Annotated in this window: 12 protein-coding genes; 1 reads left to right on the forward strand and 11 read right to left on the reverse strand. The window is 61.7% G+C overall.

Annotated features, from left to right (window positions below; translation table 11 throughout):
- Nucleotides 1-60: 60 nt before the first annotated feature.
- The 8 genes from alr to rpsF all read right to left on the reverse strand — a co-directional run bounded on the left by alr (nucleotide 61) and on the right by rpsF (nucleotide 6,303).
- Nucleotides 61-1,227, reverse strand: a complete 1,167-nt coding sequence (alr, locus tag LZK81_RS07190; protein WP_233955652.1) for an alanine racemase — start codon at nucleotides 1,225-1,227, stop codon at nucleotides 61-63.
- Nucleotides 1,228-1,340: 113 nt separating this feature from the next.
- The gene (locus LZK81_RS07195; protein WP_046605634.1) at nucleotides 1,341-1,703 is read right to left on the reverse strand and encodes a transcriptional regulator; all 363 of its coding nucleotides are present in this window, start codon (nucleotides 1,701-1,703) and stop codon (nucleotides 1,341-1,343) included.
- Entirely contained in the window at nucleotides 1,700-2,026 is a 327-nt protein-coding gene (locus LZK81_RS07200; RefSeq protein WP_326491505.1) for a toxin-antitoxin system TumE family protein, read from the reverse strand. Before LZK81_RS07200 ends, LZK81_RS07195 begins: the two co-directional genes overlap by 4 nt.
- Before the next feature lie 11 nt (nucleotides 2,027-2,037).
- Entirely contained in the window at nucleotides 2,038-3,534 is a 1,497-nt protein-coding gene (locus tag LZK81_RS07205) for a replicative DNA helicase (protein ID WP_046605633.1), read from the reverse strand.
- Nucleotides 3,535-3,789: 255 nt separating this feature from the next.
- Nucleotides 3,790-4,365, reverse strand: a complete 576-nt coding sequence (gene rplI, locus LZK81_RS07210; protein WP_037080794.1) for a 50S ribosomal protein L9 — start codon at nucleotides 4,363-4,365, stop codon at nucleotides 3,790-3,792.
- 36 nt (nucleotides 4,366-4,401) lie between these two features.
- Complete coding sequence (locus tag LZK81_RS07215; protein ID WP_046605632.1) at nucleotides 4,402-5,388, reverse strand: hypothetical protein; 987 nt, start codon at nucleotides 5,386-5,388, stop codon at nucleotides 4,402-4,404.
- Nucleotides 5,389-5,546: 158 nt separating this feature from the next.
- A complete protein-coding gene (gene rpsR / locus LZK81_RS07220; protein ID WP_007771634.1) occupies nucleotides 5,547-5,801 on the reverse strand; it encodes a 30S ribosomal protein S18 in 255 nt (84 codons plus the stop codon).
- 22 nt (nucleotides 5,802-5,823) lie between these two features.
- On the reverse strand, nucleotides 5,824-6,303 hold the full coding sequence (gene rpsF, locus LZK81_RS07225) for a 30S ribosomal protein S6 (RefSeq protein ID WP_037080787.1): 480 nt from the start codon (nucleotides 6,301-6,303) through the stop codon (nucleotides 5,824-5,826).
- 569 nt (nucleotides 6,304-6,872) lie between these two features.
- On the opposite strand from rpsF, the gene LZK81_RS07230 reads away from it, so the two are divergent.
- Nucleotides 6,873-8,339 (forward strand): peroxidase family protein, encoded by a 1,467-nt coding sequence (locus LZK81_RS07230; protein ID WP_233955653.1) that lies wholly within the window; start codon nucleotides 6,873-6,875, stop codon nucleotides 8,337-8,339.
- Nucleotides 8,340-8,411: 72 nt separating this feature from the next.
- Here LZK81_RS07230 and LZK81_RS07235 read toward each other — a convergent pair whose 3' ends face one another.
- From LZK81_RS07235 to LZK81_RS07245, 3 genes are all read right to left on the reverse strand, one after another.
- The gene (locus LZK81_RS07235; protein WP_233955654.1) at nucleotides 8,412-9,359 is read right to left on the reverse strand and encodes an RTX toxin; all 948 of its coding nucleotides are present in this window, start codon (nucleotides 9,357-9,359) and stop codon (nucleotides 8,412-8,414) included.
- A 184-nt stretch (nucleotides 9,360-9,543) separates the two neighbouring features.
- Complete coding sequence (locus tag LZK81_RS07240) at nucleotides 9,544-10,770, reverse strand: hypothetical protein (protein ID WP_233955655.1); 1,227 nt, start codon at nucleotides 10,768-10,770, stop codon at nucleotides 9,544-9,546.
- Nucleotides 10,771-11,087: 317 nt separating this feature from the next.
- On the reverse strand, nucleotides 11,088-12,134 hold the full coding sequence (locus LZK81_RS07245; RefSeq protein ID WP_233955656.1) for an aldo/keto reductase: 1,047 nt from the start codon (nucleotides 12,132-12,134) through the stop codon (nucleotides 11,088-11,090).
- Nucleotides 12,135-12,259 lie beyond the last annotated feature (125 nt).

Raw genomic sequence — 12,259 nt, forward strand, 5'->3', positions numbered from 1 at the left:
TCCTTTTGTTCTCATATAGCACGAGGAATTTCCGCTTCCAAGAGGCAAGCGAATGCTGGCTCAATCCTCGGGATAGATATATCTGCGCTCATAACGCAGGCCGAGGCTGGTCAGCAGTTCGTAGCCGATCGTGCCGGCGGCACGGGCGACGTCGTCGACGTCTATGTTCGGGCCGAACAGTTCGACATAGTCGCCGGCCTGGATCTCCGATGCCGGGATGTCGGTGACGTCGAAGATCGTCAGGTCCATGGTGATGCGGCCGATGACCGGGACCTTGCGGCCCGCGACGAAACCGAAACCGCCTTGCGCGACCGTCTGGCGCAACGGCACGCCGGAGCCGGAGAGTGCGCGCTTGTAGCCATCCGCATAACCCGCAGACACGACCGCCAGTCGGCTGTCGCGGGAGAGCTGATAGGTGCCGCCGTAACTTACCGTCTCGCCCTTTTTCCCGTCGCGGATCTGGATGATGCGGGCTTCCGCCTTGACGACCGGCTTCATCGGGTTAGGCACCCCGACGACCGCCTCGCCGCCATAAAGCGCAATGCCGGGGCGGGTGAGATCGAATTGATAGTCCGGCCCCAGAAAGATCCCGGCGGAAGCCGAAAGGCTGGTCTCGATGCCTTCGAAAGCCTCCGCAACCCTCTGGAAAGCCGAAAGCTGTTTCTGGTTGAGGGGCGAGGAGGGCGTGTCGCCGCTGTGGAGATGCGACAGCACTAGGACGGGCGAGAAGCTCGCCGGACGCGACACGTCGTCGGCAAAGGCGATGGCGTCCTCAAGCGGCAGGCCGAGCCGGTTGAAGCCGGTATCGACCTGCAGCGCGCAGGGGTGGTCGCCATATTCCGATGTCACCGACATCCAGAAGGCGAGCTGTTCTTCCGAGGCGAGAACCGGCACCAGATCGTGTTCGAAGAACATCGCCTCCTGGCCGGGCCAGATCCCGGAGAGAACATAGATGCGGGCGTCGGGGGCATAGGCGCGCAGCGTCACGCCTTCCCGCGCCACGGCGACGAAGAAATCCCGGGCGCCGGCCTCGTAAAGCGTGATGCCGCAATCCTCGAGCCCGAGTCCATAGGCATCCGCCTTGACGACGGCCGCCGCCCGCGCCGTTCCCGAACGCCGCGCCATCTCCCGCCAATTGTCGGCAAGCGCACCCAGATCGACCGTCAGCCGGACGGGCGCGATATCGAAATCGTCGGGATAGGAAAGCTCGCTGTCGAAATCGGTCATGTCGGCTCGTAGGGCATGAGGATGGTTGCAGCAATCCTACCGGTTTCGAAGGCAGGAAAAAGACCACGCCCGCAAAATCTTTCGCGCTGCACAATCTTTTGGGGGGCTACACGTCAGGCGACGCTACGCAGATCGAAATCCGCATGAATGACGTCGTAGGGCACGTAGATCCGACCGTCTTCGTTTACCTCGACAAGGCCCCATTCGATCAGGACTGCCGTATCCTCATGCACGCGCTTCACATCGCGGGAAAGGGCTGTGGCCAAAGCGCGGTAGGTCGAGGGGCCAAGGCTCTGCAGCGCCTCGATCAATGTCCAGCGCTTCGGCGTCAGGACCGTAAAAAGCTGTTCGGGGGAGGAGAAGCTGAAGACGTGCTCCTGAGCTTTGCCGGTTTTCCAGGCAGCGAGAAACCCTTCGGCGGCATTCTGAAGCACGGTCGCATCGTCTCGTTGAATTCGGATCGTCGCTGTCGTCATCGGCCGCGTTGCCTCCTTATGTGCACATCCCCGAGGAAATCGGCGATAAGCTTGTCAACTGTTGAGAATTCGTATGCTTCCTCGTGGCCCTTGATGTGTTTGTGATCGCCTTTGCCTCGTTCGTTATCGTAAGCGACAACCCTTCGTCCCTCATAACCGTAGAACAGGCTATACTTATAGTCATGCTGGCTGCCCTCCACGCGACGTGGAACCTTCCAGATCACCATCTCGACGATAGCCCCATCCGACAACACGCTTTTCGAACGGTAAAGCTGTTCCGCCTTCATGTTGGCGATAATGCCAACATGAAGGCGGTCTGTCAAATCTCAGTCGATCAATGCTCTTCGTACTGCGTAAAGCTCGGGTCGGCCAAATCGGCGAAGCGGGTGTATTCCGACTGGAAGGCGAGCTTGACGGTGCCGGTCGGTCCGTGGCGCTGCTTGGCGATGATCACGTCCGCCGTGCCCTTGACCTTGTCCATCAGCACTTCCCATTCGGGATATTTCGGGTCGGCGATGTCGCGCGGCTCCATGTTCTTGACGTAATATTCCTCGCGGAACACGAACAGCACTACGTCGGCGTCCTGTTCGATCGAGCCCGATTCGCGAAGGTCGGAGAGCTGCGGGCGTTTGTCGTCGCGGCTTTCCACCTGGCGGGAGAGCTGCGACAGCGCGATGATCGGCACGTTCAGTTCCTTGCCGAGCGCCTTCAGGCCCGTGGTGATCTGGGTGATTTCCTGCACGCGGTTCTCGCCGGATTTGCCCGAGCCGGTCATCAGCTGGATATAGTCGACCACCAGGCAGTCGAGGCCGCGCTGCCGCTTCAGGCGGCGGGCGCGGGCGGAAAGCTGGGCGATCGAGATACCGCCGGTCTGGTCGATGAAAAGAGGCACCTTCTGCATCATCTGGCTGCAGGCGACGAGCTTTTCGAAATCCGCCTCGGTGATGTCGCCGCGGCGGATCTTTGACGAGGAGACTTCCGTCTGTTCGGAGATGATACGGGTGGCGAGCTGTTCGGCCGACATTTCGAGCGAATAGAAGCCGACCACGCCGCCGTTCTTGGCCTTGAACGAACCATCCGGCTGGACTTCCGGCTCGTAGGAGGCGGCGATGTTATAGGCGATGTTGGTGGCGAGCGAGGTCTTGCCCATGCCGGGGCGTCCCGCAAGCACGATCAAGTCGGAGCGCTGAAGCCCGCCCATCTTGCTGTCGAGAGACATGATGCCGGTCGAGACACCGGAAAGATGGCCGTCGCGCTCGAAGGCCTGGCCGGCCATGTCGATGGCAAGTGCCACCGCATCGTTGAACGACTGGAAGCCGCCATCGTAACGGCCGTTTTCGGCGAGTTCGAACAGCCGGCGTTCGGTATCCTCGATCTGCGTCTGCGGCGGCATGTCGAGCGGCGCGTCGAAGGCGATGTTGACCATGTCTTCGCCGATGGTGATCAGCGCGCGGCGCAGCGCCAGGTCGTAGATCGCCCGGCCGTAGTCCTCCGCATTGATGATCGACACGGCTTCGGAGGCGAGGCGCGCGAGATATTGCGCCACCGTCAGATCGCCGACCTTGTCGTCGGCGGGCAGGAAGGTCTTGATCGTCACCGGGTTGGCGGTCTTGCCCATGCGAATGATGTCGCCGGCGACCTCGAAGATCTTGCGGTGCAGGGGCTCGTAGAGATGGACGGGCTTCAGAAAGTCGGAGACGCGGTAATAGGCGTCGTTATTGACCAGGATCGCGCCGAGAAGCGCCTGTTCGGCCTCGATATTGTTCGGGGCTTCGCGGTAATGCGGCTCTGCCGGCTGGATATTGGCAAGCTTGCGTACTGCGTCGTTCATGGTCTTCTGTCCGTCCTGTCCTGCTGCCAAGCCCTCGGTTCTAACGGGTTGCGAGGCGTCCTGAAATGATTCAGTTCGCTACACACAGTGATTCACAGGCTGCTTACAAAATTACGGAAAACGGCACGAATCCGTTTGACTGTGGCATTCGGCGAATCGTTGGCGCGAGGCTTCATCCTACACGCTGAAAATAGACAAAAAAACGCCCGGACCTTGTCGGCCCGGGCGCTCTTTGAACAGTCTTTGGAACGACGCTTATTCGTCGTCGCCGGCGCCGTCGGCTTCCGGATCGAAGAAGTCTTCCGGACGCAGCGCATCTTCGTCGACGCCGTAGATGGCGTCGGCGGAGGTGAGGCTTTCGCCCTGGGACTGGCGGCTGGCTTCTTCAGCCGAGCGGGCAACGTTCAGTTCGATCGACACTTCGACTTCCGCATGCAGGTGCAGCGAGACCTTGTGCAGGCCGATTTCCTTGATCGGCGTGTTGAGGTCGACCTGGTTGCGGCCGATGGTGAAGCCTTCGGCAGCGAGCGCCTCGACGATGTCGCGGGCAGCGACGGAGCCGTAGAGTTGGCCGGTTTCGCCGGCGGCGCGCACGACGATGAAGGACTTGCCGTCGAGAACTTCGGCGACCTTGGCGGCTTCGCCCTTGCGCTCGAGGTTGCGTGCTTCGAGCGTGGCGCGCTCGGATTCGAAGCGCTTCTTGTTGGCTTCGTTGGAGCGGAGAGCCTTGCCGAGCGGCAGGAGGTAGTTACGGGCAAAGCCGTCGCGGACCTTGACGGTTTCGCCCATCTGGCCAAGCTTCGGTACGCGTTCAAGCAGAATGACTTGCATGGTTAGATTTCCTTTCGATCAGTCAGTTCTTGTTTTTCAGTTCTTGTTTTCGGTGGTCTTGTTGTCGGGGCTCGCGCCGGTCTTGAGCGGAGTGAGCGCGATCGTCCGCCTCGTATCGGAAAGCCCCAGGATGAGGATCGCGATCGCCGGCAGGACGAGCATTGAAGAGAGGTAGCAGAGGACGAGGACCGGGATGCGCCAGTCCTTGCCGAGGCTGCGGAAATGCAAGGAGGCGAAACCGGCCATCAGGAAGCCGGCGCCGAACGTGCCGCAGATCGTCGCGCCGATCATCGCCGGAACGCCACCCAGGAATGCGAGCACGATGCCGCCGAGGAAGATGAAGATCGCGTGGCGGTTCATGCGCAGTGCCGACGGCATGTCCTCGCGCGGACGCAGGGCCCGGCCGGAACGCGATACGATGCGCACGGCGATGTAGAAGGCGGCAAACAGCAGTGTCACCCAGACGCCGCCCTGGACGAGCGGCAGCATCAGCACCAGCAGCGACTTGGTCTGCGCCATGCCCGCCGGTTCCGGCGTGAAGGCCGGCTCCTGGGCCTGCAGGGCCGCGGTCATCGCGTCAACCATCCGGTCCGTGAGTTCCGGGCCGTAGCCGATCGCAACGCCCAGCGCGATGACGGCGATCGTCACCAGGCCGCACAGATGCAGGAGGATATCCGAGATCGGGTACCAGGCCATCAGGTTGTCCGGGCCGCCGAGTTCGGAGGCGGGACGCGCGAGGTTGGCGAGATGCGAAAGCCAGCCGGCCGGGATCAGCGTGAACACCGCCATCGCGACAGCAAACATCGGCGAGACGAGGATGGCGCCGAGGATTCCGGCGGTGACGATCCCGATGACGGCGGCGCGATTGCCCCAGCCGAGGCCGGCGATGAAGATCGGAAGCGAAGAGGCAGCGTAAAGCACGGACGCAAAGGACAGCTGCGCATTCGCACCCAGCACGAGCAGGGTGGCGGCAATGCCGGCAAGGATGCCGGTGGGCAGCACTGTCTGTATCTTGTTCGTCACGGTCTCGCTGTCCTGCTTTTTGAAGCAGTTAGGGGACAAGTCCTGAACGATCTCTCAGGCACTTCATCCCCAACATGGGGTTTTGGAGGTTCCGATCCGCGCCCATCGCGAAAGGGATAGACCCGCTGACTTTTGATCAGCGGGTCCGGTATTCGTAATTACGCTACGACGTAGGGCAGCAGGCCGAGGAAGCGGGCGCGCTTGATCGCCTGGGCGAGTTCGCGCTGCTTCTTCTGGGAAACGGCCGTGATGCGCGACGGAACGATCTTGCCGCGCTCGGAAATGTAGCGCTGCAGGAGGCGTACGTCCTTGTAGTCGATCTTCGGCGCATTGGCACCCGAGAACGGGCAGGTCTTGCGGCGGCGATGGAACGGACGGCGTGCCTGGGAGGAGGATGATGATACGTCAGCCATAGTCTTTTCTCCTTAGCCTCTATTACGCACGGTCTTCGCGCGGACGGCGCTCGAAGCCGCCTTCACGCGGACCACGGTCCGGACGGTCGCCGAAGCCGCCTTCGCGGCGCGGCGGACGGTCGCCGAATTCGCGGCGCGGGCCACGGTCGTCGCCATCGCGGCGCGGACGGTCGTCACGGTCGCGCTTCTGCATCATCGCCGACGGACCTTCTTCATGCTTCTCGACGGCAATCGTCATGTAGCGAAGAATGTCTTCGTTGATGCGCATCTGGCGTTCCATCTCGTGCACGGCCGGAGCCGGTGCGTCGATGTCCATCAGGGCGTAGTGAGCCTTGCGGTTCTTGCTGATGCGGTAGGTGAGGGACTTGAGGCCCCAGTTTTCAATGCGCCCGACTTTGCCGCCGTTAGCTTCGATGACGCCCTTGTACTGTTCGACGAGGGCATCAACCTGCTGAGCGGACATATCCTGCCGGGCAAGGAATACGTGTTCATAAAGAGCCATGTAAGCTTTGCCTTTTCTTGCGGTTGTCTACCCGGACCTCGGCGGCTAAGCCTCAACGACTGCTCCTGAACGGGAGAACCCGTGCCCAAGAAAAGTGTTGTATCGAGACGGTCGAGAGCGGAGACACGGGAGGCTTGGACCCTATGGTCCCTGCGGCTTCCTTTTCGAGGAAGCCTGCCCTCCGTTCAGCCACCAGCCAGAAGACCGGGTGTTGCGAACAGCGCGCTTATACGGATTTTTGGAGAGAAGGCAAGGGTGGTTCATCGAATGTAATCAATTAGAGATATCTAAATTATACTTAAGGTAGAGTTAACAAACCTGTAGGTTGAAAATGCGAGTAATTGGAGTATAGTCTGCCGCGGGAAAAGTGCTGGAGGGTATTCAACCAAAGTGGAGGGGAATTTGTCATGCATCATGGAGAGAAGAACTTTGAAGTAACCGCGCCACGTTCTCGATTTTACCAGGGAGGTTTCGGGCGGTTGTTTCCCGAACTTCCGGGCTGGGAGCCGGATACAACCGGTTTTACAGGTGCAGGGATAGGTAGTGCTGCGGCATTGGAAGCCTATTTCATGGATTTTGTAGCGACCAAGATGGTCGATACGACGGCGCCGCCCGCGGGCGACTCCAAACTTCCGTCCGGTTACGTCTATTTCGGTCAGTTCATCGACCATGACCTGACGCTGGACACGACGCCGCTCAGCGAGGCGGAGCTCGATCCGAACCGGCTTCATAATTTCCGCACGCCGCGGCTCGATCTCGATTGCATCTACGGGCAGGGGCCGGATGCCCAGCCCTATCTCTACGACAAGACGGCGCCGGGCTGTTTTCGGATCGGCGAGATCGCCGGCGCGCCGTTCAAGGATCTGCCGCGCGCCGCAGGCCAGGATACCGCTCTGATCGGCGACCCGCGCAATGACGAGAACGCCATTGTCGCCCAGCTGCACCTGGCCTTCCTTTTGGCCCATAACACGCTCGTCAAGGCGGCGACCAAGAAGGGCCTGTCGTCCAGGAAGGCCTTCGAGGCTGCACGTAAGACGCTGCGGCGGCTTTACCAGTGGATTATCTGGCATGACTACATGGCCCGCATCTGCGATCCCTCCGTCCACAAGCGGGCGCTTCGCAGGGACCGCGATGCCGGCAACGGGCGAACCTCCTGGGAGCTCGGCTACGAAGATGTCTATGACTGGAAGAACAATCCGTTCATGCCGCTGGAATTTTCGGTCGCCGCCTATCGGTTCGGGCATTCGCTGGTCCGCAACGGCTACCAGACGAATTTCGCCAAGGGCGTCGGCGTCTTCACGCCGACCTTCAAGTTCAATGCCGAGGACCTGCGAGGGTTTCGCGCGCTGCACCCGGACCGGGTCGTGCAGTGGGACTGGTTCCTCAGGATGTCGTCCTCGGTCCGGCCGACATTCCCGCAGGTGGCCCGAAAATTCGACGGCGTGCTGGCGAATGCGCTGCGCGAACTGCCGGAGGATCCCGACAAGCCAGGGGACAACACCAAGATCCTCAACGTGCTTGCCGCCCGCAATCTGGTACGCGGCGTCAGGATGCAGCTGCCTTCAGCGATCGAGGTCGCCAAGCTCCTGGATATCCCGATCATCAATATCGCCGAAACCGAGCGGGAGGCCCTCTGGTATTATATCCTGAGAGAGGCCGAGTTCGACCCCCAGGTCGAGGGCTCGACGCTGACCGTCGGCGGCGCCGGCGATCGGCTGGGGACGCTCGGCTCGATCATCGTGGCGGCGACGTTCGCAGGCCTGCTGAAGGGCGATCCGCTGTCGTTTTTCAATCTGGAACCCGGATGGACGCCCGACAAGGATGAGCTGCTCGACAGCGTCGAGGCGGATCTGATCGCTGCCGGCAAGCCCGGCCTCAACGCCGATGAACAGGTCAACGGCCGCAAATGGGGACTGCCGACCATCATCCGCCTGTCGGGCCTGCCCGTCGATGCCGCACCGTTCCGGCCGGCACCCCCGTCCCCTGCGCCGGTACCGACGCCGGTCGTCGAGCCCGCAGCACCGCCGACGGAGTGAAGCCGGCCGTCATTACCATCGGATATCGCCGGGAGGCCCGGCGGTATCCCCGATCAGTAACCGAAGAGCGGATCAGCCGATCTTGAGGACCGATTGTCCCTTATCGAAGGAGAAGCCATAAGTGAGGGCGCTGCCCTTCAGTGCCTTCTCGTCGAGCGTCACCGTGATCTTGTCGTCCGAGCCTTTGAACGAGGCGGTCAGCACATTGTCCTTGACGGAAATGCTGACATCCTTCTCGAAATAGCCGTCGAACCGCAGCGAGATCGGCCCATCGGTGGCGATCGTGTCCTGGCCGCCATTCTTGCCGAACGTGTATTCGACGACGCCCTGGCCGGACGGTTTGCCGGTCTGGTGGATGGTAACGGTGTCATTGCCTGCACCGCCCGAGGCAAAGATGCGGCGTCCTTCGAGATAGAGCGTATCGTCGCCGTCGCCGCCATCGATGCCGGTCATCGTCTCGGCCGAGATCCGGATGCTGTCGGCACCGTCGCCGCCCGAAATCTCCATCGCCAGCTTTCCTGCAAGCTGGATGTCGTCCTCGCCGGCGCCGCCGTTTATGGCGCGCAAGAGGGTGGCCTTTGCCTCGATCCTGTCGGCGCCGTCGCCGGCCTCGACGCCGGAGACGGAAGCTGTCTTGATCTTCAACGTATCGTCACCGGCGCCGCTATCGACATTGTAGACGGCGCGGCCGGTCATCGTCAGGCTATCGTCGCCTTCGCTGCCGGAGGCATGGGTGATATAGCCGAGGCTTTCGCTGACGTTTACCTCGGACGTGTCGTCGGCCCTGCCGAGCGCGAGGATCTCGACGATCCGCGCCAACGCCCGCTGCGCCGGCCCCTGCGTGTCGGGCTCGATGCCGCCTGCGCTGCCCGAGGTGAAACCGTTGGCGCTGCCGGAAGAGGAGCTCGCCGAAATGGACGAACCGGAAAACAGCAACGAGGCATAGGCGCCCGCATTGGAGTTCCGATAGAACGAGTTGGTGATGCTGGTGATGGCTCTGTCCTCCGGCAAGCGGCCCATCAGAGGCCGCAGGTCCCGTCTTTCACATGCCGCCATCATACCGGACATTGATTGAGAACAGATTATAGAAGAGCAGGGTCGCGAGACAGCGGCATCGCTTTGCGCGGTAAGCGCTTGGTAAAGAAAAATGAGAGGTTTCGCGGCTGGGTCATGCCGCGGAGCGGCATCGCCATCGGACGTAACCTTACCGGTGGAAGGAGCCCGCGTGATTGTCTTCACTCCGGTCGAAGACCGGCGGGGCCGGCGTGTTCTCCGCAATATACCGGTCGTCGGCAATCAGCAGCGACTGTGTTTCCGGCCTGTAGACCAGATGGATGCCGGCATCGGCCATCCGCCCGCCGAGCTTCACGGTGATGCTGTCCGCAGTGCCGGCAAAGCCGATCGTCACGGTGTCGCCGTCCACGGTGACGCTGGCCTTGCTCATGTCGAGCCGCCGGGTGCCGTCCTCGCTGAAGCCGTTGATTTCGAGTGGGCCATTGGTGACGATCACATCGCGGCCGTCGCCCTCGCTAAAACGATAGCCGGCCTCGGCCCGGCCCTTGTTGTCGAGCACGACATAGTCGTCGCCCTTGCCGCCCGAAACCTGGGCGAGGAAGCCGTCCGTCGTGGCAATGATCACGTCGCCGCCGTCGCCGCCGTCGATGTCGTAAGCGTAGGAGGCGTTGACGACGATCGTGTCGTTGCCGTTTCCGCCGTCGAGGCTGGAGACGCTACGCCCTTCGGCGCTCATCGTGTCATTGCCGTCGCCGCCGCGGATACTGGAAACCATGCCGCCGGCCTTGATGTCGATGACGTCGTCGCCCGTGTCGCCGTAGATCCGGCCGACTTGCGAGTCGCTTGCAAGCTTGATCGTATCGTTGCCTGCCCCGCCTTTGACGATGTCGATGCCATAGTCGAGCATGCCCGACGATGCGTCGCCGCCAGTGCTGCCGATCTCGATGAGATCGTTGCCCGCGTCGCCGTAGATCCGCATCACGACCCCATGGCCGTCGATATGGATGCTGTCGTCGCCCTCGCCGCCCTTAACATTGTCTGCGGCGACGTTGAGGGAGTCGAGGATCGATTTCATGCCGGTTGTTGCGATGTCGATCGTGTCGTTGCCGGAGCCGCCATACACGCCGATCGCGGCTCCGGCGCTGATTTTGATCGTGTCGTCGCCGCTGCCGGCCTTGGCCGTCACCGCTCCATCCTTCGCTTCGACCGAGATGTCGCTATTGCCCTTAGCGTCCAGCGCGATCAGGATCAGGATGTCGATCGCCGCATTGGCGGTCCCGTTCATCAGCGGAGAAAGCCCGGCGGATATCCTCTCGATGCTGCCGTCGGTGCCGGTACGGTCAACCGATACCTGCAGAAGTTGCAACGCGGAGCGGCCGTGATAGGCGGCGCTCAAAGACGATACGGCGCTGAGCATGCTCGTTCTTCCAAATCGAGAATGGCAGGAGGCGACCGAAATCCTCGAATGTGATCGCCTAAGATTGCAATCGAAAGTGTGGGAGGAGCGTTAACAAAGTCTTAGTATGGGTTGCAAAATATGCTATTCCGCCGCCCCTGGATTGCAATTCCGCGGGGCTTTAGGTCCGTTCAGCCGGGCATGGTTGCAAGCGTCAGCACGACGCTCGATAGCGAATTCTCGTATTCGGCCCGCGACGAGCGGAAAAATGCAGGTCGAACCAGGGAACGTCGCTTGCTGGTGACAGGGCGCCGCTCCCAGGGTCGGTGTCTCAGGTGTTACAGCGGCATCGGCCACTGCCTATGAACCTCGGCGATGTCCGCAAACACCTCGTCCGACAGTGTCACGTCTGCTGCCGCCATGTCGTGCTTCAGCTGGGCCATGGACGTCGCGCCGATGATGGCTGCGGCCATGAAAGGGCGTGACAGGCAGAAGGCGAGGGCCATCTGCGCCGGGTCGAGGCCGTGCTTTTCGGCGACCTCGATATAGGCCTTTACCGCCGGCTCCTGATACGGGGTCAGGCGGCCGCCGAGATCCTTGTTGATCGTCGCGCGGGACCCTTCCGGCCTTGCGCCGTTCTGGTACTTGCCGGTGAGGAGGCCGGCGGCGAGCGGCGAATAGGCCATCAGCCCGACATCCTCGTGATGGGCGACCTCGGCGAGGTCGAGATCGAAATGCCGGTAGAGGAGATTGTATTCGTTTTGCAGCGAGGCGATGCGCGGCAGGCCTTTTTTCTCCGACAGGCGGAGATATTTCATCGCGCCCCAGGCGCTTTCATTCGAAAGGCCGACAGCGCGCAGCTTGCCTTCCTTCACCAGCTCGCCAAGCGTTTCGAGGATTTCGGCGATTTCGGCCGCGGCCTTGTCGCGATCCTGCTTCGAAACGTCGAAGGTCCAGGAATTGCGGAAATGGAAGGTGCCGCGGTTCGGCCAGTGGATCTGGTAGAGATCGAGATAATCGGTCTGCAGGCGCTTGAGGCTGGCGTCGACCGCCTGGCGGATGGTGGCGGACTCGATGTCGCGGCCCTCGCGGATATGTGGACGGCCGCTGCCGGCGATCTTCGTGGCGAGGATGAGGTCCTTGCGCTTGGCCGCATTCTTCTTCAGCCAGGTGCCGATATATTCCTCGGTGCGGCCATAGGTGGCGGGACTGACCGGCGTGGTCGGATAGAGTTCGGCGGTGTCGAAGAAGTTGACGCCGTTCTCGAACGCGTAGTCCATCTGCTCATGGGCTTCGGTTTCCGAATTCTGGGTGCCCCAGGTCATTGTGCCGAGGCAGATTTCCGACACGGAGAGGTCCGTGCGCCCAAGTTTCTTGTATTTCATGCCAACAGATCCCGTCCTTAAAAAGTCGGCGGCACTCTAAGCGCGATTTGACGAAGCGCAAGGGGACAACAGGCCGGAAAAGGCCTCGAAAACCGCGCTGCCCTTGACTCTCCGGGCCGGAATGT

The sequence above is a fragment of the Neorhizobium galegae genome, from assembly GCF_021391675.1.
Taxonomy (GTDB): Bacteria; Pseudomonadota; Alphaproteobacteria; order Rhizobiales; family Rhizobiaceae; genus Neorhizobium; species Neorhizobium galegae_B.

Bases quoted from the DNA above. Each gene is read 5' to 3' on its own strand.
- alr (WP_233955652.1), bottom strand. From the start codon at position 1,227: ATGACCGATTTCGACAGCGAGCTTTCCTATCCCGACGATTTCGATATC.
- LZK81_RS07195 (WP_046605634.1), bottom strand. From the start codon at position 1,703: ATGACGACAGCGACGATCCGAATTCAACGAGACGATGCGACCGTGCTT.
- LZK81_RS07205 (WP_046605633.1), bottom strand. From the start codon at position 3,534: ATGAACGACGCAGTACGCAAGCTTGCCAATATCCAGCCGGCAGAGCCG.
- rplI (WP_037080794.1), bottom strand. From the start codon at position 4,365: ATGCAAGTCATTCTGCTTGAACGCGTACCGAAGCTTGGCCAGATGGGC.
- rpsR (WP_007771634.1), bottom strand. From the start codon at position 5,801: ATGGCTGACGTATCATCATCCTCCTCCCAGGCACGCCGTCCGTTCCAT.
- rpsF (WP_037080787.1), bottom strand. From the start codon at position 6,303: ATGGCTCTTTATGAACACGTATTCCTTGCCCGGCAGGATATGTCCGCT.
- LZK81_RS07230 (WP_233955653.1), top strand. From the start codon at position 6,873: ATGGATTTTGTAGCGACCAAGATGGTCGATACGACGGCGCCGCCCGCG.
- LZK81_RS07235 (WP_233955654.1), bottom strand. From the start codon at position 9,359: ATGGGCCGCTTGCCGGAGGACAGAGCCATCACCAGCATCACCAACTCG.
- LZK81_RS07240 (WP_233955655.1), bottom strand. From the start codon at position 10,770: ATGCTCAGCGCCGTATCGTCTTTGAGCGCCGCCTATCACGGCCGCTCC.
- LZK81_RS07245 (WP_233955656.1), bottom strand. From the start codon at position 12,134: ATGAAATACAAGAAACTTGGGCGCACGGACCTCTCCGTGTCGGAAATC.